Below are 25,130 nucleotides of genomic sequence, written 5' to 3'. Positions count from 1 at the left end.
ATTTTGCACGCCCAGCAATTCCTGACAGGGATATTGCGAAAACGATTAGATCATACTTCGAGGCAGGTCATAAATCCTGATGGAATTCTTCGATCAGATGCTGAACCACAGCCCTGCCTGCATCCGCACCTTTGGCCGTCGCTTCAGCGTGAACACGTCGTTGCCGCGTGGCAGATGTGCCGTTTTGTGCGATTTGCTGTAGCCGGGCAAGTTCAGTCATGGTGCCCAGTGCTTCGGCATCTTCGGCCAGCATACCCATCAGTTCACCCATAAGTTCCGGCATGGGCTTGATGGATCGATCCCCGAAATCAATCATGCCTTCGCCGACTCCGTAACGCTGCGCACGCCACCGGTTTTCACCAATCAGGAACCTGTCATATTGCCGCCAACGCAAATTGCGGTCTTTCAGACGGCACAACATTCGAACCAGCGCCTGCACCATGGCGGCCAGCGACAATGTGTGCTCCAACCTCGGCTGCACGTCCATTATGCGTGTTTCGAGCGTTGGAAAGCGATGAGAAGGTCGCAAATCCCACCAGATTTTCGAGGTATCCTCTATCACGCCAAGTTCGACCAGAATGCCTGTCGTACGTTCATATTCCGACCAACTTGCCAGGACCGGTGGTAATCCGGTGCGGGGCAGGTTGTCGAATACGGTCAGGCGATAGGAAGACAGGCCGGTATCCTCTCCGTTCCAATAGGGCGAGGATGTGGACAGCGCCAACAGATGCGGCAGGAAATAGGAAAGCTGCGGCATCAGGTCGGCCCGCAAGGATGGTTCTTCAACACCGACATGAACATGCATCCCGCAGATCAGCATCCGTCGCGCGACACCGCCCAGGGCATGCTGCAAGGCGTCATAGCGCTCTCGGCGCGTGTGGTGCTGTTTCTTCCAGTCCGCAAAGGGGTGGCAGGACACAGCAATCGGGGCCAGATTGTATTCGGCGGACCGATCCGCCACACCCGCCCTCAGGCGTTTCAAATCTTCTCGGGCCGTGCGGATCGTCGCATGGGGGCGGGTGCCAACCTCGATCTGGCACTGCAGAAACTCAGGGCTGACCTGGCCCTGAAAATCGGCCTGGCAGGCTTCCATCAGTGCAGCGGGTGCTTGGGCAAGTTCAAGGCTGTCGCGGTCGACCAGAAGATACTCTTCCTCAATGCCCAGCGTGTATTCCTGCTGCATGGCGGCCCTCTTTCTAGCTTTATGCGAAACAGTGAATACGGAAATACGCTTTTTGCCAAGTGTTTACCGGCAGAGTCCTTGCGGTCATCGGGCTAGCAACGGTAAGGAACGGGTCAAAGTTCAGAAGAACCCCGGAGCCATTGTGTGAAACCCAGGAAATTCCCCCGGCTGAATGCCGTTCTCGACCGATTTGGTGTCAGGCTGATTGACAAAGTCACGGAACGGGACGAGCGCGCCCGGCTGGAGGCGTTCGAAAGGGCAGGCGGGCTGACCCGTCCGGCTTATTCGTTGTCACCGGGAATGGCCGATTTCGACATATCGCAGCTGGTAGCCGAATATGGTGAACATGCCGCCGCTTTGGCTGCATTGAAAGATCCGTCCCGCAATCAAACCGGGTATAGGATCGGCAACGGGTATTATGACAGCCCAGATGCGGATGCGTTGTATCTTATGGTCCGTCGTTTCAAACCCAAGCGGGTGATTGAGGTTGGCTGCGGTAATTCAACGCGCGTGACACGGCAGGCTGTATTGGATGGCGGGCTGCAGACGCAAATCACCGCGATTGATCCCTATCCGCGCGCGGACATCGCGCATGTAGTCGATCAATTCGAACAGAAACGGTTGGAAGAGGTCGATCCAGCCCTCTTCGAACAGCTTGAAGCGGGTGACATCCTGTTCATCGATTCCAGCCATGTTGTCCGGATGAGCAATGATGTCGCGCATCTGTTCTGTCGCATCATACCGGCCTTAAAACCGGGCGTTGTGATCCATGTGCACGATGTTTTTCTACCCTACGAATACCCCAAGCGGTTCTTCTATGACTGCCCGGGATGGGGCGAGCAATATATGTTGCATGCATTGTTGCAATCTAGTGCATATTCAATGCTTTGGCCTGGATACTTCTTGCAACAGGATCGCCAAGATGCGGCCGAAGCGCTACCGTTTTTGAAAGATGGGCGCGCTCAAAGTATTTGGGTTCAGGTCAAATAAATCTGACACCAAATTGATCCGGTGCAGCGAAACGCCCGTACCCCTTTCCATAACAACCTGGATAGGAGATCTCAAATATGTTTCGCCGTACTTTCCTGAGCGCCGCCGCCGCAATCGCACTTACCTTGCCGGTTCAAGCGAAGGCCGCCGATATCGTGGATACCGCCGTATCTGCCGGATCATTCACCACTCTGGTCGCGGCGGTTCAAGCGGCGGGTCTGGTCGATACGCTGAAAGGGGACGGTCCCTTCACCGTTTTTGCCCCCACGGATGAGGCCTTTGCCGCACTGCCCGAAGGGACGGTGGAAACGCTGCTACTGCCCGAGAACAAAGACCAACTGGTCGCAATCCTGACCTATCACGTGGTTCCTGCAAAGGTCATGTCAGGTGACATCACTGGCAAGCGCGCCAAAGTGCTGACCGTGCAGGGTGATCGCCTGAGTGTGAATGGCAAGAACGGCGTAAAAGTGAATGGCGCCAAGGTTGTGCAGGCCGATATCGAGGCCAGCAATGGCGTGATCCACGTCGTCGATGCGGTGATCCTGCCGGAATAATTGGCAACTACCGTGATCAAGCAAAAACCCCGGCCGTTATGGCCGGGGGGTTCTGTCAGACCAATCTGACCTTGGTGCCAACCTGAACCAGCGGGTACAATTCTTCAACATGCTGATTATAAAGGCCAATACATCCAGAAGAACTTTGGCGACCAATCTTGCGTGTATCGTGCGTGCCGTGCACCAGATATGCTGGCCAGCCCAGATACATCGCCCGCGTACCCAGCGGATTTCCGGACTCGCCACCTTCTATTCGGATGGGCAGGTTCGGGTCGCGCTCGCGCATTGAGGCGGTCGGGGTCCAGCTTGGGTTTTCGCGCTTGCGTACTACTTCGGTATAACCACGCCTTGTGAGTTCTTCGCTCATAGGGACTGAGCTGGGGTACAGTTTGTACGTCCCGTCAGCCCCCCAATAGTGTACAGCGCGGCTTGTGATATCTGCCAGCAGGCAGCCGACACCTAACTCATCGAAGTGATCCTGCCAATTCTGGTGCGAGAATGAAGAGACATTCCGCCGCACAGCTAGCTGTGTGCTGATCGCCTCTTCGTCAAGCGGGAAAGCATCGGCGCTGCTTTGTGCGCGCACCAGTGCAGGTGTCATCAACAGAGACGCTGCACCTAACAATGCAGAGCGACGGGTCATGCGGGGATCTGACAAATTGGCCTCCGGTTCAGGAACTGCTCGCGCGAAACTGCGTGTAACTTATGTTTTGCTGATCAGATTTCCTAGGGAGTGTTGAGTGAATTTATTGTGAAGCGAACATCACAAGCGAAACTTGGCCGTGTATTGAAAAAAGCCCGGCCAGTGGTGGCCGGGCTGTGTGGATCCGCCGCTTTCGTTTGAATCAGTCCATGGCTTTGAAGTTGAACTCGCCGCCTTCTTTGATGCCTGACGGCCAACGCGCGGTGACCGTTTTTGTGCGTGTATAGAATTTGAAGCTATCCGCACCATGCTGGTTCAGGTCACCGAACATGGATTTCTTCCAGCCGCCAAAGGTGTGATAGGCCAACGGAACCGGGATCGGAACGTTGATACCGACCATGCCAATATTGATCCGGCTGGCAAAGTCACGCGCGGTATCTCCATCGCGGGTGAAAATCGCCGTGCCATTGCCGTATTCGTGATCCATAGCCAAGCCAATCGCTTCTTCGTACGATCCTGCGCGGACGGTCGACAAAACCGGACCAAAGATCTCTTGCTTATAGATGTCCATGTCGGGCGTCACGTGGTCAAACAGGTGAGGGCCGACGAAGAAGCCGTCCTCATAGCCCTGCAGGCTAAAGTCGCGATTATCGACAACCAGTTTGGCACCTTGTTCAACGCCCGAGCTGATCAGTCCCAAAATGCGCTCTTTGGCAGCACCGGTCACGACCGGTCCCATGTCAACATCATCGCCGGCAGTGTAGGGGCCGACCTTCAGTTTCTCGATACGCGGAATAAGCTTTTCGATCAGCGCGTCGGCGGTATCCTCTCCGACCGGGACCGCAACCGATACGGCCATGCAGCGTTCGCCAGCCGCGCCGAAACCGGCGCCAACCAGGGCATCTGCTGCCTGGTCAAGATCGGCGTCGGGCATGACGATCATGTGGTTCTTGGCACCGCCGAAACACTGCGCGCGTTTGCCGTTGGCCGTGGCGCGCGAATAGATGTACTGCGCGATTGGGGTCGAGCCCACAAAGGAAACGCCCTGAATGATCTCGCTGTCCAACAGCGTGTCCACGGCCTCTTTGTCGCCATTGACCACCTGGAACACACCTTTGGGCAAACCTGCCTCAACGAAAAGTTCCGCCAGCATCAAAGGTACTGAAGGATCGCGCTCGGACGGTTTCAGAACAACAGCGTTGCCACAGGCCAGGGCAGGGCCCACATGCCACAGAGGCATCATGGCCGGGAAGTTGAACGGCATGATCGAGGCCACAACCCCTAAAGGCTGGCGCATAGAATACATGTCGATGCCTGGGCCCGCACTGTCGGTGAATTCGCCTTTCAACATCTGCGGAGCACCGATGCAGTATTCGATCACTTCCAGACCGCGCTGCAGATCGCCTTTCGCGTCAGGGATCGTCTTGCCGTGCTCGCGGCTGAGCGCTTCGGCCAGCTTGTCCATGTCGCGGTTCATCAGGTGAACCATCGCCATCATCACGCGCCCGCGTTTTTGCGGGTTCGTTGCACCCCAGGCCGGTTGTGCGGCTGCAGCGCTAGCAATGGCTGCTGTGGTCTCGGCAGCACTTGCCATCGGGCATTTGTACTGTACCTCGCCGGTAGCGGGGTTGAACACGTCATCATATCGGCCGGACGTGCCGATGACATTCTCACCGTTGATGAAATGGGACAGTTCGTTCATTGCGAATTCCTCCGAAGGTCTGCGCGCAGAATAGGCTTGCATAAATGGCTTGAACAGAGGCAATGTCCCAAAGGTGTTTTGCAAATTTGCAAAGGTGAAGCGTGACACCTAATTGGGATGATATGAGGGTCTTTCTGGCCGTTGCCCGCGAAGAAAGCCTTTCGGCGGCGGGACGATTACTTCGGATTGACCCGGCTACGGTCGGACGCCGTGTTGCGCGGTTGGAAGCGTCTCTGGATGCGCCGCTGTTCACCAAATCGCAGCAGGGATATGTGCTGACCTCAGCTGGTGAGCGTTTGATGGACCACGGTCTAAAAGCCGAAGAGGCGATGCGCGCTGCGGCAGGCGCCATGGCAGAACCATCTGAGAGGTTGAGCGGGCAAATCCGGATCGGCGCACCGGACGGGTGTGCGAACTACTTGTTGCCGCAGGTGTGTGGCAAGATTTGTGACGCCAATCCCAATCTGGACATACAAATTCTGGCCCTGCCGCGCGTCATCAACCTTTCCCGCCGTGAAGCCGATATGGCCGTGACCGTTAGTGCACCGACCGCTGGAAAACTGCTTGTACAGAAAATTACCGACTACAAACTTCATCTTGTCGCAACGCAGGAATACCTTGCCGATCACCCTGCGGTTCATTCCATCAGCACGTTAGGGGGGCATCGTATGATCGGATACATACCTGATATGATATTCGACCGCGAACTGGACTATCTGGTCGATCTAGGTGTTGACCGTGTCGCGCTGGCCTCGAATTCGGTCTCTGTCCAACTGCGGCAGGTTTCGCAGGGATCAGGGATCTGCATTGCGCATGATTTCACACTGCCATTTCACCCGAAGTTGAAGAAAATACTGGTTGATCAAGTGAGTTTGACACGCAGTTTTCATCTGGTTCGACATCAAGGTGACCAACGAAACGAGCGGTTGAATCGGTTCGCGCAGGCCCTGTCCCAAGGGATTCGCGATGAAGTTGAGCGGCTTGAGGCTGAAGCTTCACCTTGACAGGCTATTTCATTCCGGCAACGCTTTGGAAAACACGAAGTTATTTCGGAGGTTACGTCAATGCTTGTTCAGGCCATTCTGAAATCCAAAGCCACCGGAGGCGTGGTGACAGTTGCTCCTTCGCGCACAGTTTCAGAGGTTGCAGGAATCCTTGCAGAAAAGCGCATCGGAACGGTGGTTGTATCAGAAGACGGCGGTAAGACCGCATCAGGTATCTTATCAGAGCGTGACATTGTGCGCGAACTGGCCGCAAGCGGCAGCGGATGCCTATCAAAACCCGTAAGCGCGTATATGACCCGCGAGCTGGTGACAGCGACGCAACAGGATACTGTCCAGGATATAATGTCGCGGATGACCGAAGGGCGCTTTCGCCATATGCCGGTTGTTGAGGACGGTAACCTCGTTGGCATTGTTACCCTAGGCGACGTTGTCAAAGCACAGCTTTCCGAACTGGCAATGGAAAAAGACGCATTGGAAGGCATGATCATGGGCCATTAAGCCCATAGAAACGCGACGCAACTACTTGCACCCATAGCCAAGTTATGTTTGCTTGCGCAGAAATTTCGTTGCGCAGGAGGCGGCAATGAGGGTTGGATTGTATCCCGGAACATTTGATCCGATCACCCTGGGTCATATTGATATCATCCGTCGCGCGGCCGCTCTGGTTGACAAGCTCGTGATTGGGGTGGCGATCAATCGGGAAAAGGGGCCGTTATTTTCGTTGGAAGAACGGGTCGAGATGATCGAAGCCGAATGTTCCTTTCTTTCCGAACAGACCGGAACTGAAATTGTCGCCCATCCTTTTGAAAACCTGCTTATCAACTGTGCCCGCGACGTAGGTGCTCAGGTCATTGTCAGAGGCCTGCGTGCTGTTGCGGATTTCGAGTATGAGTTCCAGATGGTCGGTATGAACCGCGCATTAGACGACTCAATCGAGACGGTGTTCCTTATGGCTGAGGCCCGCCATCAGGCGATTGCCTCGAAACTGGTGAAAGAGATCGCGCGATTGAACGGGGACGTGTCGAATTTCGTCACGCCCCGCGTAAATGACGCGCTGCGTGCGCGCTTAGGATAGCGCGCCCATCGCGGCCGCCGTGTCCAGCATCCGGTTCGAAAAGCCCCATTCATTGTCGTACCAGGCCAGCACCCGGACCAACGTGCCGTCTGTCACCTTGGTTTCAGCCAAAGAGACGGTCGAACTGTGTGCGTCGTGATTGAAGTCGATCGACACTAGTGGGCGGTTTTCCGCAGCCAGGACACCGGGAATATTGGCCGCGGCATCAATGAACAACTGGTTGACCTCTTCTTCGGTTGTTGGGCGCGACACTTCGGCCACCAGATCCACAACCGAGACGTTCGGAGTGGGAACACGGATTGCCTGTCCAGTCAATTTACCTGCCAGCTGGGGCAATACGAGACCTACGGCTGAGGCTGCCCCCGTAGTGGTGGGAATCATCGACAATGCAGCCGCGCGTGACAGATACGGGTCTTTTCCGGCGGTATCGTGAACTGGTTGGCTGGCTGTATAGGCATGAACGGTTGTCATGTTTCCGTGGACAATGCCCAAACCCTCGTCCAGCGCCGCAGCAACGGGCGACAAACAGTTGGTCGTGCAGGATGCGTTCGAAACGATCGTATCCTCGACGGTCAGCTCATGTTGATTTACCCCGAAGACGATGGTTTTGACCGCACCATCCCCGCGGGCAGGAGCAGAAATCAAAACTTTTTTGGCGCCGTTGTCAAAATGGCGCGCCGCGGCTTCGCGCGTGCGGAACACGCCTGTGCATTCGAGAACAACGTCAATATCGGACCAATCGAGTTTCTCAGGCTCACGTTCGCTGGTTAGGCGGATCGGGCCTGCACCGACATCCAAACCGGCGTCGGTCAGGGAAACGGGCTTTGTATAACGTCCATGCACACTGTCGAATTCAAAGAGATGCGCGTTAATTTCGGGCTTGGCCAAATCGTTTATGGCCACGATCTGAACGTCGGTCCGCCCAGATTCCATCAAGGCCCGCAAAACACCGCGCCCGATCCGTCCAAATCCATTGATTGCCAACTTGAGTGTCATGGTCTGCTCCGTCTGGGTGTCTGTTATTGCAAAGTTAGCGCTAACAAAGCTAGATCAAGGAAAAAGTCAAGAAAAACCTCTGTCAGCGCCAGAAGGCGAGCCAGTCCAGGAAGGTGTAAAGTTTCTTTCCCAGGAAGATCAGGTTCTCAGAGTCGAACATTGCGTAATCGACTAGCAGACAGCCAAGTATTAGAAGGCCAAGCCAGATAGCAATTTGATTGGTCATGTTGGCCCCGAATGAAAACACCCGCCCAGATAAACTGAGCGGGTGTAAAGGTACAACATTTCTACGGCGTTTTAGTTAAGCCGTCCCATGGCAACGGCGACGTCTGCCATACGGACCGAGAAGGCCCATTCGTTGTCATACCAAGCCAGAACACGAACCATGCGGTTGTTAACAACCCGTGTCTGGTCTGGTGCGAAAATCGAGCTTTCTTCGGTATGATTGAAATCGGTCGAGACCAGCGGCGCGGGCTCATAGCCCACGACGCGCTGCATTGATCCCCGTGATGCTTCACGAACGATGGCATTAACATCTTCAACAGTGACGTCACGCGCCGCATGGAAAGTCAGGTCGACAGCAGAAACGTTTGGTGTTGGTACACGGATAGCCGAGCCGTCCAAACGACCCTTCAGGTTCGGCAGAACTTCGCCCAGAGCTTTGGCTGCACCTGTTGAAGTTGGGATCATGGACATTGCCGCAGCGCGCGCGCGATACAGGTCACTATGACGGCGATCCAGTGTCGGCTGGTCGCCGGTATAGGCATGGATCGTAGTCATGATACCGTGTTCGATCCCGATACCTTCGTCCAGCACCTTGGCAAGCGGAGCAAGGCAGTTCGTAGTGCAAGAGCCATTCGAAACCATTCTATCTTCAGTAACCAGGCTGTTGTGGTTCACGCCATAGACAATGGTTTTATCAACATTCTTACCTGGCGCAGACAAAAGAACCTTCTGAGCACCGCGTTCCAGATGCGTTTTGGCTTTCAGGCCATCGTTGAATTTTCCGGTGCATTCCAAAACGACGTCACAACCTTCCCAGTCAAGCTCGTTCATATCGTAAGTCGAGAACACCTCCATTGGGCCGCGGCCCAAATCCATGGTGTTGCCTTCGATCGAAACATCGCGGGGAAAGCGGCCGTGGATGCTGTCGTATTTCAGCAGGTGGGCGGTAGTTTCCAATGGGCCGGTCGCGTTGACCTTGATCACTTCGATGTCGTTGCGGGCCGATGCCGCAATATGCGACAGGGTGCAGCGGCCGATACGGCCAAATCCATTGATGCCGACCTTGATGGTCATCTGACGTCTCCAAAAATGCGCTTGCTCTGCGGGGCATATAGCGGCACAGACGCTTTCTCAAAAGGGCAAAAGTGACATATTCTTAGTGTGTTAGCGCAAACCTTCGCCGGTTGCGCTAACGCTTGCGCTAGCCGTCGGATCGGGTAGGGTCCCCTGGCGACAGGTGAGATGAGAGGAAACACGCATGAGTGGTTTGTTGGCACTGTTGGATGATGTTGCTGGCATAGCAAAGGTTGCTGCGGCGTCAGTGGACGATGTGGTCGCTGCCGCCGGCAAGGCCGGGGCCAAGACTGCGGGCGTGATCATCGACGATGCAGCAGTTACTCCGAAATATGTGCAGGGCTTTGCCCCGGCGCGGGAATTGCCGATCATCTGGCGCATTGCGCGCGGCTCGATTTTCAACAAGATTATCCTGCTGTTGCCAGTCGCTTTGTTGCTGGCCAATTTTGCACCCTGGTTGATAACGCCCTTGTTGATGCTTGGCGGGTCCTATTTGTGCTTCGAAGGGGCAGAAAAGATATTTCACCTGCTTTTCCCTCATGGCAGCCACGTTATAGACGAAGATATGAAGGTCAAAGACCCGGGCCATCTGGAAGAGCAGAAGGTCAAGGGTGCGATCAAAACCGATTTCATCCTGTCCGCCGAGATCATGACAATCGCCCTTGCCGCCATCGAAGCACCGAATATCTGGATGCAGGCGGCAACGCTGGCCGTTGTTGGACTAGGTGTGACTCTGGCCGTTTATGGCTCGGTCGCCTTGATCGTGAAGATGGACGATGTGGGCCTTTTCCTGGCGCAGAACGCACCAACGCCGATCGGGCGAGGATTGGGGCGTGGATTGGTCAAGGCGATGCCGGTTGTCATGAAAGTGCTGTCGATTGTCGGCACAGCTGCGATGCTGTGGGTTGGCGGCTCGATCATCATTCACGGGCTTGAGGTTCTGGGTTTTGGCTGGTTGGGGCATCAGATCCATGACATGGCCTATGCAGCCGGGCATGCGGTTTCGGCGCAATGGGAAGGTGCCGTGGAGTGGATTTCCAAAGCCACGATGGATGGCATATTCGGACTGGCCTGGGGGTTCGTGCTTATCCCGATTGCAACAAAAGTGGTCGCGCCGATTTTGTCTCGGAAATCTGAAACGCATTAATCAGAAAACGAAAAGGGCGGCGCATGGCCGCCCTTCGCTTGATGTTTGAAATTGGGAATTACAGCTCCAGCAATTCCTTGACCTTTGCAACTGTGGCCTCTGCAGTGATGCCGAAATGTTTATACAGTTCATCAGCGGGCGCAGACGCGCCAAAGCCCGACATGCCGATGAAGCCCGCCTTGGCGTCACGGCCGCGTTCCCCCAGCAGCCAGCGGTCCCAGCCTCCGGCGCGGACGGCGGCCTCGATGCCGACACGGACGGCTCCACCGGGCAGAACCCGCTTGCGATACGCTTCATCCTGCTCGGCGAACAGTTCCATGCATGGCATCGACACGACGCGCGTGCCAATGCCCTCGGCCTCGAGCATCGCCTTGGCTTCCATTGCCAGCGACACTTCCGAACCGGTTGCGATCAGGATTGCCTGACGCTTGCCTTCGGCTTCGGCAAGAACATAGCCGCCTTGTGCAGTCAGGTTTTTGGTTTTGTGATCCTTGCGTACGGTCGGCACGCCTTGGCGGGTCAGAGACAAGACCGAAGGGCTGTCCTTGAAGGTCAGCGCCAGTTCCCAGGATTCCGCTGTTTCAACGGCATCCGCCGGGCGGAAAACATAGGTATTCGGTGTCGCGCGTGAGATCGCCAGATGCTCGACCGGCTGGTGGGTCGGGCCGTCTTCGCCCAGACCGATCGAGTCATGGGTCATCACAAAGACCGTGGGTATCTTCATCAGCGCTGCAAGCCGCATCGAGGGCCGCGCATAGTCGGTGAACGCCATGAAGGTACCGCCATAGGGGCGGATGCCGCCATGCAGCGCCATACCGTTCATCGCGGCGGCCATGCCGTGTTCGCGGATACCATAATGGATGTACCGACCCTTGCGGTTTTCCGGCAGGAATACGCCCATATCGGCCGATTTCGTGTTGTTCGAACCGGTCAGGTCAGCAGAGCCGCCAATAGTTTCCGGCATGATCGGATTGACCGCGTTCAGAACTTTCTCGGACGAGGCACGGGTGGCCAACTTGGGCTGATCTTCCGACATCTGCTTTTTGAACGAGCGGATGGCACCGGCCAGCTTTTTGGGTGCCTCGAACGCATAAGAGCGGTTGAACTCGGCCTGTTTGCGTTCAGAGATCTGCGCGAAACGCTCCTCCCACGCAGAACGCTCGGCTGCGCCGCGCGAACCGATTGCTTCCCAGGCTGATTTGACATTTGCCGGGACTTCGAAGGCGCCATGGGGGGCGGCATAGGCCTCTTTGGCCGCTTTCAGCTGTTCCTGATCGGTCAGGGCGCCGTGGCCTTTTGAGGTATCCTGCGCCGCGTGACCCAAAGCGATATGGCTTTCGCAGGCGATCATGGTCGGCTTGTTGGACGATTTCGCCTTGGTGATGGCCTCGTCGATGGCCTGCGGATCGTGGCCGTCAATCTCGATGACCTGCCAGCCAGAGGCGGCAAAGCGTTTCACCTGATCGGTCCGGTCAGCGATGTCGACCGTGCCGTCGATGGTGATGTTGTTGTTGTCCCAGAACACGATCAGCTTACCCAGCTCGTGACGGCCGGCCAGCGTGATGGCCTCTTGGCTAACGCCTTCCATAAGGCAGCCGTCGCCCGCGATGACATAGGTATAGTGATCTACGATCTTCTTGCCGTAATGAGCGCGCTGAATTTCCTCGGCCATGGCAAAACCAACGGCGTTCGAGATCCCCTGACCCAGCGGGCCGGTTGTGGTTTCGATCCCGTTGACAAGGAAGTTCTCGGGGTGACCTGCAGTTTTTGCGCCCAGCTGACGGAAATTCTTGATCTGTTCCAGCGTAACGTCAGCGTTCCCAGTGAGATACAACAGCGAATAGATCAGCATCGAGCCGTGACCGGCGGACAGGATGAACCGGTCGCGGTCGGGCCAGTTTGGAGCCGAGGCGTCGAATTTAAGGTGCTTTTCGAACAGTACAGTCGCGACATCGGCCATGCCCATTGGCATACCGGAATGGCCGGAATTGGCGGCGGCGACGGCGTCGAGGGTCAATGTGCGGATGGCCGCAGCTTTGTCCCAGTGTTCGGGGTTGGCATTGCGCAGCGCAGTCAGGTCCACGGGTGTTGTTCCTTTGGATTACAGGCAGATGGCCGCTCAATACCATTCAGCCCTCAAAGTGCAAGTAGAACTGGGTGCTGCAGGGTTTTGCTGGATCAAGAATGTGACCCAAGTCGTTGAAAGCAAACAGTGGGTATTTTCGATGCCATTGGGTTAGACTAGGCCAAGACGCGTACAAGGTTGATTCGGATAACCTCGCGAAACAAGGAACCTTGATAAAAAGGTGGCAGGGGCATGAGCCAGATCGAAGAACTACAACGCCGTATTGTGGCCGCGATGGATCGGATTGGATCCGGCATTGCGACAATGGCGGAAGTTGGCGCAGGCAGCGGTGGAGAAGATAACACTCTGCGTGTAGCTCTGGATGATGAGAGGGTTGCGAATGCTCAACTTGAAGAGCGTCTCAGATCATTAAAAGAAAGACACGATTCCGAAGTCGATGCCATGCGCCTAGAAATCGAAGGCTTGCGTAATACCCCGTCCGATAATCAGGAAAGTGCAGCGCTGCGCGAGCAACTCGACGATGCCAGGGCACAGCTTGCCTCGGTCGAAGCCGCACGGGCCGAGTTGGCAAGCGCAAAGGCTGCATTGGAAGATCAGGATGTTGTCGAAGAACTGAAAGCCGAAAATGCCCGTCTTCGTTCGGAATTGGCGGATAGTGAACGCGTGGCGGAACTCAGCGCCGAGTTAGAAATGCTGCGCGCCGAACGCAGTAGCCATGGCTCGGCGATGTCGCGTCTGGATGATGATCTGCAGCGCATGCGCAAAGCCAACGAACAACTACGAATGTCGGTCGAAGAGCTGCGCACAGCTGCAGAAGACGGAATGACCGATGCGGATCTGTTGAACCGTGCCACAGCTGCCGAGCTTGAGGCAACGCGCGCAGCGCAAGCCACTGATGCGGCCGAAGCACATGCCGTGCTGGCCCGGTTGGAACCGTTGCTGTCTCAGGCGAAACTGGCCGAAGGAGAGGTGGAATAATGCCTGAATTGACCATTCAAATCGGGGGGCGCGGCTTTGAGGTTTCGTGCCAAGAAGGCGAAGAGGTTTTCCTGCAAGCTGCTGCAAAATTGCTGGATGATGAAGCGCAGGTATTGTCGGATCAGATCGGTCGGATGCCTGAATCCCGGATGCTTTTGATGGCTGGATTGATGTTGGCAGACAAAGCCGCCGCCACAGGTGACAAAATCAACTCGCTGGAAAATAAGCTGGCGGAGGCCGAAGCCGAGCTTCGGAACCTGCGTAGCATGCCACAGCCCGAGCCGGAAAGAATTGAAGTTGCCGTGGTTCCACCTTCGGTCACTGACACCTTGGCAGAGTTGGCTGCTCGGGCCGAGGCAATGGCGGCATTCATAGAAGAAAAGTCAACGAAATGATAAATATGCGTACTATTGCTATTGCAACTTTCATGTCTGTGTCAGCGCAGGTTTCCTGGGCTGGGATCGATATTCTGCCCGTCACATTTACTTGTGATAACGGCGTGCCTCTTGAGGTTGCCTATTTCAATGCCGAGGATGGATCCAGCGCGGCAGCCATGATGGTCGACAATAAGCTGGTGACTTTGCACCAAGCTCAGAGCGGCTCTGGTATCCGCTATGAATCCGACGGAACAACTGGCACTTACATCCTGCGCTCCAAAGGCTGGGACGCCACGGTGAGCTTTCTGGCGACAGGTGCAGATGCCGCCAGCGAGCAGGTCTTATTGGGAAATTGCGTCAGCCGCTGATCAGGCGTTTGCTTCCCTGATTTTATCAGCGGCTTCCTTGTTGTAGCCGACACCGTTTTCGTCAAACAGCGTGTCCAATTCGCCCGACAGGGTCATCTCGGTGATGATGTCGCATCCGCCTACGAACTCGCCTTTGACATAGAGTTGCGGAACAGTCGGCCAGTCAGAATAGTCCTTGATCCCCTGACGCAAGCCTTCGTCGGCCAGTACATTCACGTCAGCAAATTCTACGCCCATGTAGTTCAGCACGCCTGCCACGCGCGAGGAGAATCCGCATTGCGGCATTTCCTTGGTGCCTTTCATATATAGCACCACATCATTGGCTTTGACGGTCTCGTCGATCTGGGTTTTCACGTCGGTCATGTTACTTTTCCTTGTCATCCGCATCCGGGGCGGTCGTTTCATCCTGTGATGGGGCGGCGACCCATCCTTCCTTTTCCAGCCGTCGGTGTTCGGCCTGCGCCAGGGCCAGCGGATTCAGCCCGTATCTCTCGATGCCGTCAACCTTGCTGATTTTGTCCGGGTTTGGACGCATGTCGACCAGTTTACGCTTTCTGTTTCGCTTCACATAGGCCTCGATCAGCGCGGCGGCAACTATCAAAGCTGCGATTGCTGATATCCAAGCCAGCCATGTACTCATTTTTTTGGAGCCATGGCTTTAGCATATTCTTGAGGGTCTCTGGTGATACGGGAAACTGTTACATGACCGCCGCCGCCGCCCAACACGGTTCCGTGGTCAATCAGTTGCTCGCCTTGACCGGGTTCTGTGCCCCGAATTTTGTCAGCACGCTCATTCTTTATCGTAGATCTGAAAATGATGACGCTACCGACGAGGGCGATCAATTCACAAATCCCGTAAATCCAGAAAGTCGTGCTCACTCAGGCACTTTCGTCGTCAGAGCCAGCGCGTGCAAGTCGCCATCCGGGCCGTCCATCTTGCCTTTGAGGGCTGCATAGACTGCTCGCTGTTGTTGCACCCGGTTTTTGCCACGAAAGCTCTCATCCACGACCATGGCCGACATATGTACGCCGTCGCTGCCGCCGACCTGAATGTCCGCATCGGGAAACGCGTCGCGCAGCAGGTTCTCAATCTCGTGGGCGCTCATCGGCATGTAGGTTTCTCCTGAAAGTCTTTCCCAAGATGTAGTGCGCCGGGGCGGGGCGCGCAAGGGTCAGATAGACGCCCCGAAATGACAAAAACCTGCACTTGTCAAAGTGCAGGTTTTCAGAAGCGCAGGTGCCAAAATCAGGCGACGGCTTCGGCGAAGCTGTTGCGGAAAGTGGCAGTCAGTTCATCAAGCAAGGCCTCAGAAGAGCCGATGCGGACGCTGTCGCCCGTGAACCGCCCGACCGATACCAGTGGAACGCCAGCCTGACCTGCAGCAATCATCAGGGCTTCGGCCTGGTCAAAGTTGCAGGCGACCAGATAACGGGCCTGATCCTCGCCAAACAGGAATTCGGTCGAGGCGTCGTCAAGCGTTATGCCGACACCGGTTGCCTCGGCCAGTTCGAAGGCTGCCAATGCCAGACCACCGTCGCCAAGATCGGTACAGGCTTTGATCATCTCTCGGTTTGCGCGGATGAACTCTCCGTTGCGCTTTTCGGCGTCCAGATCGACATGCGGTGCGTCGCCATCTTCGCGGTTGAACACTTCGGCCAGAAGGGCGGATTGGCCCAGATGCCCCTGCGTATCGCCGATGACCAGAGCCACGTGGCCGTCGCGGACCTCATTACCTATGATCTCGTCCGTGTGCGCCAGAAGGCCGACCGCTCCAATTGTCGGGGTCGGCAGGATCGCCTGACCGTCGGTTTCGTTGTAAAGTGACACGTTGCCGGACACGATGGGCATATCCAACGCTGCGACGGCCTTACCAATGCCTTGGATGGCACCGACGAACTGGCCCATGATCTCGGGCTTTTCCGGGTTGCCAAAATTCAGGTTGTCAGTGGTCGCCAGCGGCAATGCCCCGACGGCGGTCAGGTTGCGATAAGCTTCGGCAACAGCTTGCTTGCCGCCTTCTACAGGGTTGGCTCGCACATAGCGCGGGGTAACGTCACTGGTGAAAGCAAGAACTTTGTCGGTGCCGTGTACACGAACCATGCCGGCGCCCAGACCAGGCGTACGCACGGAATCAGCCATAACCATGGTGTCATACTGCTCGTAAACCCATTGCTTGCCCGCATAGTTTGGCGAAGCGAGCAGGGCGCGCAGACCGTCGATCGGGTCGATCTGAGGCACGTCGGCCAGGTCTTCTGCCTGCGGAGTAGCCTCCCACGGGCGGTCATATTCGGGCGCAGTGGACGAGAGCTTGGACAGAACCAGATCAGCTTTGACCTCACCATTATGCATGATCAGAAAGCGATCTTCGGCGAGGGTTTCACCGACGATGGCGAAATCCAGGTCCCATTTATCGAAAACGGCGCGAGCTTCGGCCTCAAGCTCGGGTTTGAGAACCATCAACATGCGTTCTTGGGATTCCGACAGCATCATCTCATAGGCTGTCATGTTCTCTTCGCGCTGGGGGACGTTTTCCAGATCAAGCCGCACGCCCAGACCGCCTTTGTCGCCCATTTCCACGGCCGAGCAGGTCAGACCCGCCGCGCCCATATCCTGGATCGAGATCACCGCGCCGGTCTGCATCAGCTCCAGCGTCGCTTCCATCAGGCGTTTTTCGGTGAACGGGTCGCCAACCTGAACGGTGGGGCGCTTTTCCTCGATCGTGTCGTCAAATTCGGCGCTGGCCATGGTGGCTCCGCCCACGCCGTCGCGTCCGGTTTTCGCACCGAGATAGACCACGGGCATGCCGACGCCAGAGGCCGCCGAGTAAAAGATCTTATCACTGTCAGCCAGACCAGCGGCAAAGGCATTCACAAGGCAGTTGCCGTTATAGGCCGGGTGAAAGCGGACTTCGCCGCCAACGCAAGGCACGCCGAAACAGTTGCCATAGCCGCCGATACCTTCGACCACGCCATTGACCAGCTGACGGGTCTTGTGGTGGCCGGGTTCACCAAAAGACAGCGCGTTCATCGAGGCGATTGGGCGCGCACCCATGGTGAAAACATCGCGCAGGATACCTCCAACACCTGTGGCTGCACCTTGATAGGGTTCGATGTAAGACGGATGGTTGTGGCTTTCCATCTTGAAGACCACGGCCTGACCATCGCCGATATCGACCACACCTGCATTTTCACCCGGTCCGCAGATCACCTGGGGTCCAGAAGTGGGCAGGGTGCGCAGCCATTTCTTGGAGGATTTGTAGGAACAATGCTCGTTCCACATGGCCGAGAAAATGCCCAACTCGGTAAAGGTTGGCTCGCGCCCGATAATCTCCAGGATCATCTCGTATTCTTCGGGTTTCAACCCGTGCGCGGCAATCAGATCCGGTGTGATGGCGGGCTCTTGCATCGTTTGTCCTGTGTCCATGGTGGCCGAGATTGCGGGCCTTGTAGGGCAAGGGCGCGTCTGTGGGAAGGGCCAAGTCAGCGCAGGGTCGAATAACGTAACCGGCATATGCCAATTTCGAGCTTTTCTGCGCTTTGTGTACCCAGAAAAAGAAACGGAACCGCGCCAGTGGCCGGTTCCGTCTATAGTATTTCCTGCCAGGCGGCCCAAAAGCCGCTTGGCGTCTGTATCTGGTCTTTAAGCTGGGGTTTCTCCCTTGTTGATCGAGTCCGCCGCAGCGGCCCCAACAGCAGCTTTTTGCTGTTCGGTAAGGTTCTCGGCCTCTTCCAGACCAGGAATTGCTACGCGAACTTCGCGGCGGGCAAAGTCGATGCCATTGGCATTGAACTCGGCCTTCACCCGGTTGAAGATCTCCTTGCGAAGCGTGAACTGCTTGCCCGGCTTGGCCATGAACTTGCCGCGGATGATCATGCCAACATCGTCAAAGTCGAAAACACCTTGCGATTTAAAGGGCTGCAAGAAGCCTTCTTTGTGGGTTTCGTCCGCCATCATCTCGGCGCCGATCTTCTTGAAGATCTTCTTGACCTTGTTGGGATCAGTGTCAAACGGCACGGTGAACTTTAGCTTCATGATCACCCAGTCACGGCTGAAATTGGTCAGCTTTTGAATCTCGCCATAGGGGATCGTGTGAACAGGCCCACGGTGATGGCGGAGCTGCATCGAACGGATCGAGATTTTCTCGACGGTGCCCATGGTGCCACCGACATCGACATATTCACCCACGCGAAACGCATCGTCGATAAGGAAGAAGACACCGCCGACGATATCAGCCACCAGCTTCTGAGCGCCGAAACCGATCGCAAGACCAAGGACACCGGCACCTGCCAGAAGTGGGGTGATGTTGATGCCCAGCGCGCCCAATGCGAGCAGGCCGAAGATGACCGCAATCGTGACTTGCGCCGTGATCCGCAGCAGGGGAAGAACCGTCGCCAGACGTGAGCCGCCTGCACCGCCACCCTCGCCACCGGCCTCTTCATCCAGCTCTTCTGCCGTTGTCTGTTCCTTGGCAAGACGACGGTTGATCCATAGTGAGACGACCTCGTTCAAGATGTATCCGACAGCGATGATCATCAGGAATTCGATAACCGTACCGCCAACGTCGGTTCCGATCCCGGCAGAGGCGACATGTCGAAGATCAAGCTGCCAGACTCGCGCGATCATAAAGACCACAAACAGGCCGGCCAGCACGCGACCAATCCGGATATAGCTGCGCTTGGCTGATTTATAGGCGCGTTCGGCCAATGGTCCGTCGCCCAACATTGGGGGTTGAAGATGGCGCACGAGGCCACGGATCAGCGTATCAAGCGCTGGAGCGATCAGCAGCCAGAACATCGTCGTGAAATGTGGCCCTTTGCCAAGCAGGGCAAGTGTTCTGGGATCACGCTGTGCGATCAGGAATTCGACCAGGAACCATATCACCACCGAAACGCCGATAGCGAAGTAGGGATAGTAATGAGCGACTTTTTCATCGAATTTGGTGTGGTCCGGGTCCGTGCCCAACATCATCTGAGACAACCCTTCGCGCGCGGTCCAGGCGATGATCCCAATGTATATATGGATGCCAGCGTTCAGCCAGAAACCGATACGTGTATCGGCCGGAGTGATACCGTTAAGCAAGTTGAACCGTACGATAAAGAGCGTGAGGCCGATCAGTAGAAGAAGGCCAATCAGGTTGCGATGCAGATATTTGGCCCAATGATCGTCTATGTTGACCAACCGGTAATGTGGCTTTTTGGGCGCCAGTACAAAGCGTGAGGCGGCGGCGCCCAGACGCGGAATCCAAATCAGGTAGAAAACGAATGGGGCGGCATAGGTAAGCTGTTCCGTCGTCAGCAAGCCCCGTCCGATCGCCCGGATAACAACATAGAACACAACAAGTCCTGCGATTTCCCGGCAGAAACGGCGGAACAAGTAACGTACCGCGCTCCAAAGATCGGCATCAGAATTCCCATCGGGCTCTTCGTGCCATTTGCGGGTGAGAAACCCAAACAATTTTTCAGCAGCGTATCCGGCCACCAGAACTGCTAGGATCAGCCCAAACAGGCCAAACACCCCGGTAGATCCGAATTTCGCTGAGAAATTGCTGAACGCCTCAACCTGGGCGCTGACAATATTTGGCAATGTGGTCAAAACCTGCGTCCAAGAGGTAACCATCTCGGCCCAGATTTCACTGATTTCGGTAAGCGGATCTTCATGGTTTTCGTTTGCTGCCGCCTGCTTTTCTGCAACCGCGTCGAGCCGTTCCAGCAAAATGGCGCGAACCTGATCATCGGACATACGTGCCACCAAGCCATCAACCTGATCGGGCGTCAGGTCCTCTGGAATTGTGACCGTAGACGACGCGGTCCCACTGTCTTGTGCGTGTACTGGTACCGCAAGAAGAATGGCGGAAATCAACGCCAGTAATAGGCGGAGTGGATGGTGCATGAATTTTCCCTCGAACACGAATTTTTGATCTTTTACCGGATCATAGGCGCGGAGGTGGAAATTTCCCAGCAGTTTTCGGCTGTTCGGTGTCACCGATTAAGTCAGGACCAAAAAAAAGGCCGAGCACTAAGCTCGGCCGTAGTCCAACAGGGAGGTATGAAGATGATGAGCGTTACAGCATCACCGCCTTCGAGTGCTCATTTAGGCATCAGTTTGATAACGATCAAGGCGTTTCAGTGTGATAGTCCGTCATGTCCGCTATGACGTTGACGCATAGCTATAGTTTCCCCATTTTCTTCAGGTGTTTACGCTGCGCGATGATCTCGTCCTGCACAAAATCGCGGAAGGCTGCTACGCGTTTGGAATGGCGTAACTCTTCGGGGTAGGCGAGATAAACAGGAACGTCAGCCGTTTCGATGTCTGAAAGTACCGGCAGCAGATGCGGGAAATCATGCGTGACATAATCGGGCAGCAAGCCAATTCCCAGATTGTGCAGTACGCCCTGCAAGACACCGAAATAGTTGTTCACTGTCAACAACGACGCCGGGTTATAGGTCATCAGATGCCGTACCATTGCCGCACTGGCCCCTACTTGGGGGGCTGAGGGGGTCTGACAGATAAGTCGATGGCTCGAGATTTCTTCGAGGGAGGCAGGTTGACCGCTTTCCTTTAGATATTCCGGGGTAGCATAAAGCAGCATCTGTACTGTCATCAGGCGCTTGCGTACCAGATCAGCCTGGCTAGGCTCTTTCATACGGATGGCGACATCGGCCTCGCGCATTGGCAGGTCAAGAACGCGTTCCTCAAGCATGAGGTCGATATTTAGGTCCGGGTATTGTTCATACAGCTTTGGCAACCTCGGAGCGAGCCATAGGGTCCCGAACCCAAATGTGGTTGTGACCCGTAGCACACCAAAGACTTCTTCTTCGCTGTCTCGTATGCGCGCCGCTGCCGCGTCCAGTCGCTTGGACATTGCCGAGGTGGCGTCGAACAGCAGCTCACCCTGTTCGGTCAGAATCAGGCCGCGGGCGTGACGATGGAACAACGTCGAATCAAGTGACTCTTCCAATGCCCGAATTTGTCTGCTGACTGCCGATTGAGATAGGTTCAGCTTATCGCCTGCATGTGTCAGGCTGCCCGCATCTGCAACCGCGTGAAATATCCTAAGCTTGTCCCAATCCATCGCCGCAACTTTCGTTATCCTGCCGAACGCCTATATGAAATAGGTGACAACTTCCACATTCAAACGGCGAAATCCTTGCGTTTCAGAGGATAAGCTCTAGGCAGGTCAGTTATTATGACCTAATATGGAAGCAGATGAAGCACACTGATCTGACGAGGGGAGGCGTTTGATGAGTAAGCCACAAATTTCTTTGAACGACCGTTTCGACCTAAGCAAAAACACGGTTTTATTGAACGGCACTCAGGCGCTTGTGCGCCTTATGCTGATGCAAAAGGCGCGCGACACGAAATCGGGTCTGAACACTGCAGGATTGGTGACGGGATACCGCGGATCGCCTCTTGGAGCGGTCGACCAGCAGATGATGCGCGCGCAGAAACAGCTGACAGAAAGCGATGTCACTTTTCAATACGGTCTGAATGAGGATCTTGCGGCAACCGCGCTTTGGGGCAGTCAGCAGGCCGGGTTAAGGGGTGACGGCAAGTTCGATGGCGTCTTTGGTCTGTGGTACGGAAAAGGACCTGGTGTAGATCGGTCAGGCGACGTGATGCGCCATGCCAATATGGCAGGGACGGCGGCGCATGGTGGCGTTCTGATGGCCATGGGGGATGATCACACGGGCGAAAGTTCGACCGTTCTGCATCAGTCCGAGTGGTCGTTGGTTGATATGTACATGCCAGTGGTCAGCCCGGCCGGAGTACAAGAGATACTCGACTACGGCGTTTACGGATTCGCGCTCAGCCGGTTCGCCGGTGTCTGGGTCGGCCTCAAGACCATGAAGGACACGATAGAGGTGACTTCGGTTGTTGATGGCAACACCGATCGCATGAATGTCGTGGTGCCCGAGTTTGATATGCCCGAAGGAGGGCTGAACATCCGGCTTGGCGATACGCCTCATCTGCAGGAAGAGCGCATTATTGATTACAAGCGTTTTGCGGCTGAAACGTTTTCACGCGCTAACCGGATGGACAAACGTGTCTGGGGCAAACCCGGTGCAAAGATAGGTCTGGTGGCCGCTGGCAAGAACTGGCTGGACCTTACCCACGCGCTTTCCTTGCTGAATATTGATGAGGCCGAGGCCGAGCGCCTTGGCATCACGACCTATAAGGTCGGACAGACGTTCCCACTGGATATGTCCGGATTTCATGACTGGGCAGAAGGTTTGGACCTGATTGTAATCGTTGAAGAAAAACGCAAGCTGATCGAGGTTCAGGTCAAAGAAGCGATCTTTGACGACCGTCGTGGTCGACGAGTCTATGGCTGGTACAAGGGCGGTGCTGGGACGCTGCATCGGGAAGAGCTGTTTCCCACCCGCGGTGCCCTTGATCCGAACATGATCGCAGAAAAGCTGGGCAGTATCCTGATTGAAGAAGGCCGCGATACCGACGGGGTCCGTGCAGGTTTGACCAAGTTGACCGAAGCGCGCCGGGCGGACAATGCCGAGGAAATCGCCTCGCGCCTTCCGTATTTCTGTTCTGGATGCCCGCATAACAGTTCGACCAAGGTACCAGACGGAAGCCGGGCCTATGCAGGCATCGGATGCCATTACATGGTTCAGTGGATGGATCGAAGCACATTTGGCTTTACTCAGATGGGTGGCGAAGGGGCAAACTGGATCGGGGAAGAGCCGTTCTCGACCACCAATCATGTGTTCCAGAACCTCGGAGACGGCACCTATAACCATTCCGGTGTTCAGGCGATCCGGGCAGCTTTGTCGGCGGGTACGAACATCACCTTCAAGATTCTGTTCAACGATGCGGTCGCAATGACGGGCGGGCAGGGCAATGAGGGTGATCTGACCGCCGAAAGGATCGCGGCCGAGGTCAAGGCTATGGGCGTCACACATGTCGCGCTGGTCTATGACGAAAAAGAAGATGTAAACTTCAAAGCCTTACCCGCAGGGGTAGAGAGCTTTGAGCGCGCCGAACTGATGACTGTGCAAGAGAAATTCCGCACCTATGAGGGCGTCTCGGTCATCGTCTATGTCCAGACCTGTGCCGCTGAGAAACGCCGTCGCCGTAAACGCGGAACCTTTCCCGACCCGGACAAAAGGGTCTTTATCAATACAGATGTCTGTGAGGGCTGCGGTGACTGCGGCATCCAATCGAACTGTGTTTCGATTGTTCCCAAGGAAACCGAACTTGGCCGGAAGCGCGCGATTGACCAATCGAGCTGTAACAAGGATTTTTCGTGTCTGAGTGGGTTCTGCCCCTCCTTTGTAACGCTGGAAGGCGCGAAGATTCGCAAAGAAGCGACGACCGAACTTGATCTGCCCGATCTTCCGATGCCCGAGCTGCCTGAAATCATGGGCACACATAATGTTGTCATAACCGGCATCGGTGGGACCGGAGTTGTCACGCTGGGGGCAATTCTGGCACAGGCGGCCCAGATTGACGGCAAAGGCGCCGGAATGATGGAGATGGCAGGCTTGGCCCAGAAAGGCGGTGCGGTTCATATTCATTGCCGTATTGCCAACCGGCCAGAAGATATCAGTGCAATACGTGTGGCAACGGGTGAAGCCGACACATTGATCGGTGGTGATTTGGTTGTGTCCGCCGGGGCCAAAACACTTGGCCTGACACGCTTGGGTCAAACCGGAGCGGTGGTCAACAGCCACGAAACCGTTACCGGTGATTTCACGCGCGACACTAAGTTTAGGATTCCTGGTGAGAGGCTGGAATTGGCGCTGCAAGCACGATTGAAAGAAGACGTTTCCCTGTTTGATGCCACTGAGCTTGCGCGCGCAGTGATGGGAGACTCAATCTATTCGAACATGATGGTTTTTGGGGCCGCATGGCAGCGCGGGCTGATACCCGTCAGCCTCGATGCGGTGATTGCAGCCATTGATCTGAACGGAACGGCGGTAGAACGCAACAAAAGAGCCTTTGAAGTCGGTCGTTGGGCGGTTTTACACCCGGAAAAAGTCGATGAGATTCTACGGCCAGGTGTTTCCGACCTCCCGAAATCACCAGAGCAGGTCATCGCGTTCCGCGCCGATCATCTGACCCAGTATCAAAGCGCTCGTTTGGCGAAACGCTACCGCAAAATCGTTGACTCGTTTGAGGATGCAGAAATTCGTGATGCTGTCGCAAAAGGGTATCATAAGCTGTTGTCTTACAAGGACGAATACGAAGTGGCCCGGTTGTTACTGTCCAGTCGGGAGAAAGCCGCCGCTGAATTTGATGGCGAATTCAAAATGACTTTCCACCTTGCCCCACCGCTGCTTGGTGGCAAAGGACCAGATGGCCGACCCCGCAAACGGAGTTTCGGCGAATGGATGCTGAAGCCGCTGAAATTCATGTCTCGGCTAAAAGTTCTTCGAGGTACTCCGCTGGATATCTTTGGCTATAGTGTCGAACGTCGAATGGAGCGCGCGCTGATCAAGCAATATGAGCGTGATCTCAAAGAGATCACTCCGCTGATTTCCATCCAAACAAAGGATGCCGTAATTGCGCTCGCCAAGTTGCCCTTGGATATCAAAGGTTTTGGACCCGTCCTTAAGGCGAATGAGGCGAGCGCCGCCAAACGCAGAGAGGAATTGTTGACCACGATACGGAACGGAGGACCTGAATTACAGGCCGCCGCCGAGTAATTCGTCACAACCGTGTCACGACAGCTAGGCAAAATTGTTACTTGCATTTAAAATGCAGGTACAAAA

The 25,130-nt window shown here is 55.7% G+C and carries 24 protein-coding genes; 10 read left to right on the top strand and 14 right to left on the bottom strand.

Annotated features, from left to right (window positions below):
* Positions 1-67 precede the first annotated feature (67 nt).
* Positions 68-1,183: a carboxylate-amine ligase gene (locus AC2FIC_RS13590; RefSeq protein ID WP_142634035.1), complete on the bottom strand. Its 1,116-nt coding sequence runs from the start codon at positions 1,181-1,183 to the stop codon at positions 68-70.
* Positions 1,184-1,327: 144 nt separating this feature from the next.
* On the opposite strand from AC2FIC_RS13590, the gene AC2FIC_RS13585 reads away from it, so the two are divergent.
* Positions 1,328-2,173, top strand: a complete 846-nt coding sequence (locus AC2FIC_RS13585) for a class I SAM-dependent methyltransferase (RefSeq protein WP_496691301.1) — start codon at positions 1,328-1,330, stop codon at positions 2,171-2,173.
* 77 nt (positions 2,174-2,250) lie between these two features.
* Entirely contained in the window at positions 2,251-2,727 is a 477-nt protein-coding gene (locus tag AC2FIC_RS13580; protein ID WP_496691300.1) for a fasciclin domain-containing protein, read from the top strand.
* Between the two features lie 55 nt (positions 2,728-2,782).
* Here AC2FIC_RS13580 and AC2FIC_RS13575 read toward each other — a convergent pair whose 3' ends face one another.
* Both AC2FIC_RS13575 and AC2FIC_RS13570 read right to left on the bottom strand, forming a co-directional pair.
* Entirely contained in the window at positions 2,783-3,370 is a 588-nt protein-coding gene (locus tag AC2FIC_RS13575; protein WP_185956612.1) for a L,D-transpeptidase, read from the bottom strand.
* Between the two features lie 202 nt (positions 3,371-3,572).
* Positions 3,573-5,072: a CoA-acylating methylmalonate-semialdehyde dehydrogenase gene (locus AC2FIC_RS13570; protein ID WP_496691299.1), complete on the bottom strand. Its 1,500-nt coding sequence runs from the start codon at positions 5,070-5,072 to the stop codon at positions 3,573-3,575.
* A 101-nt stretch (positions 5,073-5,173) separates the two neighbouring features.
* On the opposite strand from AC2FIC_RS13570, the gene AC2FIC_RS13565 reads away from it, so the two are divergent.
* The 3 genes from AC2FIC_RS13565 (at position 5,174) to coaD (ending at position 7,151) form a co-directional block, all read left to right on the top strand.
* Positions 5,174-6,076, top strand: a complete 903-nt coding sequence (locus AC2FIC_RS13565) for a LysR family transcriptional regulator (RefSeq protein ID WP_281972156.1) — start codon at positions 5,174-5,176, stop codon at positions 6,074-6,076.
* A gap of 60 nt (positions 6,077-6,136) precedes the next feature.
* Positions 6,137-6,574 carry a CBS domain-containing protein gene (locus AC2FIC_RS13560; protein ID WP_142634023.1) on the top strand — a complete coding sequence of 146 codons (438 nt, stop codon included), beginning with the start codon at positions 6,137-6,139 and terminating at the stop codon, positions 6,572-6,574.
* Between the two features lie 85 nt (positions 6,575-6,659).
* Positions 6,660-7,151, top strand: a complete 492-nt coding sequence (coaD, locus tag AC2FIC_RS13555; RefSeq protein ID WP_142634021.1) for a pantetheine-phosphate adenylyltransferase — start codon at positions 6,660-6,662, stop codon at positions 7,149-7,151.
* On the opposite strand, the gene gap (AC2FIC_RS13550) is transcribed toward coaD, so the two are convergent.
* From gap (AC2FIC_RS13550) to gap (AC2FIC_RS13540), 3 genes are all read right to left on the bottom strand, one after another.
* Positions 7,143-8,147, bottom strand: coding sequence for a type I glyceraldehyde-3-phosphate dehydrogenase (gap, locus tag AC2FIC_RS13550; protein ID WP_496691298.1), 1,005 nt, complete (start codon positions 8,145-8,147; stop codon positions 7,143-7,145). The genes coaD and gap (AC2FIC_RS13550) overlap by 9 nt on opposite strands.
* A gap of 82 nt (positions 8,148-8,229) precedes the next feature.
* Positions 8,230-8,373, bottom strand: coding sequence for a hypothetical protein (locus AC2FIC_RS13545; protein ID WP_496679620.1), 144 nt, complete (start codon positions 8,371-8,373; stop codon positions 8,230-8,232).
* Positions 8,374-8,444: 71 nt separating this feature from the next.
* Positions 8,445-9,446, bottom strand: a complete 1,002-nt coding sequence (gene gap / locus AC2FIC_RS13540) for a type I glyceraldehyde-3-phosphate dehydrogenase (RefSeq protein ID WP_142634017.1) — start codon at positions 9,444-9,446, stop codon at positions 8,445-8,447.
* Positions 9,447-9,630: 184 nt separating this feature from the next.
* Between gap (AC2FIC_RS13540) and AC2FIC_RS13535 the strand changes: the two genes are divergently transcribed.
* Entirely contained in the window at positions 9,631-10,593 is a 963-nt protein-coding gene (locus tag AC2FIC_RS13535) for a DUF808 domain-containing protein (protein ID WP_496691297.1), read from the top strand.
* 58 nt (positions 10,594-10,651) lie between these two features.
* Here the strand turns inward: AC2FIC_RS13535 and tkt are convergent, their stop codons facing one another.
* Positions 10,652-12,676 (bottom strand): transketolase, encoded by a 2,025-nt coding sequence (gene tkt / locus AC2FIC_RS13530; protein ID WP_496691296.1) that lies wholly within the window; start codon positions 12,674-12,676, stop codon positions 10,652-10,654.
* A 234-nt stretch (positions 12,677-12,910) separates the two neighbouring features.
* Here tkt and AC2FIC_RS13525 point away from each other — a divergent pair, with 234 nt between their 5' ends.
* From AC2FIC_RS13525 to AC2FIC_RS13515, 3 genes are read left to right on the top strand one after another with little or no spacing between them, the layout of a single operon-like run.
* Positions 12,911-13,657: a hypothetical protein gene (locus tag AC2FIC_RS13525; protein WP_496691295.1), complete on the top strand. Its 747-nt coding sequence runs from the start codon at positions 12,911-12,913 to the stop codon at positions 13,655-13,657.
* Positions 13,657-14,052 (top strand): cell division protein ZapA, encoded by a 396-nt coding sequence (locus AC2FIC_RS13520; RefSeq protein ID WP_281994664.1) that lies wholly within the window; start codon positions 13,657-13,659, stop codon positions 14,050-14,052. The genes AC2FIC_RS13525 and AC2FIC_RS13520 overlap by 1 nt, the downstream gene beginning before the upstream one ends.
* Positions 14,053-14,084: 32 nt before the next feature.
* Positions 14,085-14,402 carry an MliC family protein gene (locus tag AC2FIC_RS13515; protein WP_496700237.1) on the top strand — a complete coding sequence of 106 codons (318 nt, stop codon included), beginning with the start codon at positions 14,085-14,087 and terminating at the stop codon, positions 14,400-14,402.
* Here the strand turns inward: AC2FIC_RS13515 and grxD are convergent, their stop codons facing one another.
* The 7 genes from grxD to AC2FIC_RS13480 all read right to left on the bottom strand — a co-directional run bounded on the left by grxD (position 14,403) and on the right by AC2FIC_RS13480 (position 21,475).
* Complete coding sequence (grxD, locus tag AC2FIC_RS13510) at positions 14,403-14,765, bottom strand: Grx4 family monothiol glutaredoxin (RefSeq protein ID WP_142634005.1); 363 nt, start codon at positions 14,763-14,765, stop codon at positions 14,403-14,405.
* A gap of 1 nt (position 14,766) precedes the next feature.
* Positions 14,767-15,042 (bottom strand): hypothetical protein, encoded by a 276-nt coding sequence (locus tag AC2FIC_RS13505; protein ID WP_282021284.1) that lies wholly within the window; start codon positions 15,040-15,042, stop codon positions 14,767-14,769.
* Complete coding sequence (locus AC2FIC_RS13500; RefSeq protein WP_496691293.1) at positions 15,039-15,281, bottom strand: hypothetical protein; 243 nt, start codon at positions 15,279-15,281, stop codon at positions 15,039-15,041. The genes AC2FIC_RS13505 and AC2FIC_RS13500 overlap by 4 nt, the downstream gene beginning before the upstream one ends.
* On the bottom strand, positions 15,278-15,514 hold the full coding sequence (locus AC2FIC_RS13495) for a BolA/IbaG family iron-sulfur metabolism protein (RefSeq protein ID WP_142634001.1): 237 nt from the start codon (positions 15,512-15,514) through the stop codon (positions 15,278-15,280). Before AC2FIC_RS13495 ends, AC2FIC_RS13500 begins: the two co-directional genes overlap by 4 nt.
* 134 nt (positions 15,515-15,648) lie before the next feature.
* On the bottom strand, positions 15,649-17,808 hold the full coding sequence (gene purL, locus AC2FIC_RS13490; protein WP_496691347.1) for a phosphoribosylformylglycinamidine synthase subunit PurL: 2,160 nt from the start codon (positions 17,806-17,808) through the stop codon (positions 15,649-15,651).
* Positions 17,809-18,042: 234 nt separating this feature from the next.
* Positions 18,043-20,292, bottom strand: coding sequence for a mechanosensitive ion channel family protein (locus tag AC2FIC_RS13485; RefSeq protein WP_271946936.1), 2,250 nt, complete (start codon positions 20,290-20,292; stop codon positions 18,043-18,045).
* Positions 20,293-20,569: 277 nt separating this feature from the next.
* The gene (locus AC2FIC_RS13480) at positions 20,570-21,475 is read right to left on the bottom strand and encodes a LysR family transcriptional regulator (RefSeq protein WP_142633997.1); all 906 of its coding nucleotides are present in this window, start codon (positions 21,473-21,475) and stop codon (positions 20,570-20,572) included.
* 169 nt (positions 21,476-21,644) lie between these two features.
* Between AC2FIC_RS13480 and AC2FIC_RS13475 the strand changes: the two genes are divergently transcribed.
* A complete protein-coding gene (locus AC2FIC_RS13475; protein ID WP_496691292.1) occupies positions 21,645-25,064 on the top strand; it encodes an indolepyruvate ferredoxin oxidoreductase family protein in 3,420 nt (1,139 codons plus the stop codon).
* Positions 25,065-25,130: the final 66 nt, after the last annotated feature.

The organism is Ruegeria sp. CDSC079 (assembly GCF_059610505.1).
This window is presented reverse-complemented; position numbering and strand designations above follow the sequence as displayed.

Coding starts and splice junctions, on each gene's coding strand:
- AC2FIC_RS13520 (WP_281994664.1), top strand. CDS start 13,657: ATGCCTGAATTGACCATTCAAATCGGGGGGCGCGGCTTTGAGGTTTCG.
- AC2FIC_RS13475 (WP_496691292.1), top strand. CDS start 21,645: ATGAGTAAGCCACAAATTTCTTTGAACGACCGTTTCGACCTAAGCAAA.
- purL (WP_496691347.1), bottom strand. CDS start 17,808: ATGCAAGAGCCCGCCATCACACCGGATCTGATTGCCGCGCACGGGTTG.
- AC2FIC_RS13505 (WP_282021284.1), bottom strand. CDS start 15,042: ATGAGTACATGGCTGGCTTGGATATCAGCAATCGCAGCTTTGATAGTT.
- AC2FIC_RS13575 (WP_185956612.1), bottom strand. CDS start 3,370: ATGACCCGTCGCTCTGCATTGTTAGGTGCAGCGTCTCTGTTGATGACA.
- AC2FIC_RS13570 (WP_496691299.1), bottom strand. CDS start 5,072: ATGAACGAACTGTCCCATTTCATCAACGGTGAGAATGTCATCGGCACG.
- gap (WP_142634017.1), bottom strand. CDS start 9,446: ATGACCATCAAGGTCGGCATCAATGGATTTGGCCGTATCGGCCGCTGC.
- grxD (WP_142634005.1), bottom strand. CDS start 14,765: ATGACCGACGTGAAAACCCAGATCGACGAGACCGTCAAAGCCAATGAT.
- AC2FIC_RS13560 (WP_142634023.1), top strand. CDS start 6,137: ATGCTTGTTCAGGCCATTCTGAAATCCAAAGCCACCGGAGGCGTGGTG.
- AC2FIC_RS13580 (WP_496691300.1), top strand. CDS start 2,251: ATGTTTCGCCGTACTTTCCTGAGCGCCGCCGCCGCAATCGCACTTACC.
- AC2FIC_RS13545 (WP_496679620.1), bottom strand. CDS start 8,373: ATGACCAATCAAATTGCTATCTGGCTTGGCCTTCTAATACTTGGCTGT.
- AC2FIC_RS13525 (WP_496691295.1), top strand. CDS start 12,911: ATGAGCCAGATCGAAGAACTACAACGCCGTATTGTGGCCGCGATGGAT.
- AC2FIC_RS13485 (WP_271946936.1), bottom strand. CDS start 20,292: ATGCACCATCCACTCCGCCTATTACTGGCGTTGATTTCCGCCATTCTT.
- gap (WP_496691298.1), bottom strand. CDS start 8,147: ATGACACTCAAGTTGGCAATCAATGGATTTGGACGGATCGGGCGCGGT.
- AC2FIC_RS13515 (WP_496700237.1), top strand. CDS start 14,085: ATGTCTGTGTCAGCGCAGGTTTCCTGGGCTGGGATCGATATTCTGCCC.
- coaD (WP_142634021.1), top strand. CDS start 6,660: ATGAGGGTTGGATTGTATCCCGGAACATTTGATCCGATCACCCTGGGT.
- AC2FIC_RS13535 (WP_496691297.1), top strand. CDS start 9,631: ATGAGTGGTTTGTTGGCACTGTTGGATGATGTTGCTGGCATAGCAAAG.
- AC2FIC_RS13480 (WP_142633997.1), bottom strand. CDS start 21,475: ATGGATTGGGACAAGCTTAGGATATTTCACGCGGTTGCAGATGCGGGC.
- AC2FIC_RS13590 (WP_142634035.1), bottom strand. CDS start 1,183: ATGCAGCAGGAATACACGCTGGGCATTGAGGAAGAGTATCTTCTGGTC.
- AC2FIC_RS13495 (WP_142634001.1), bottom strand. CDS start 15,514: ATGCCGATGAGCGCCCACGAGATTGAGAACCTGCTGCGCGACGCGTTT.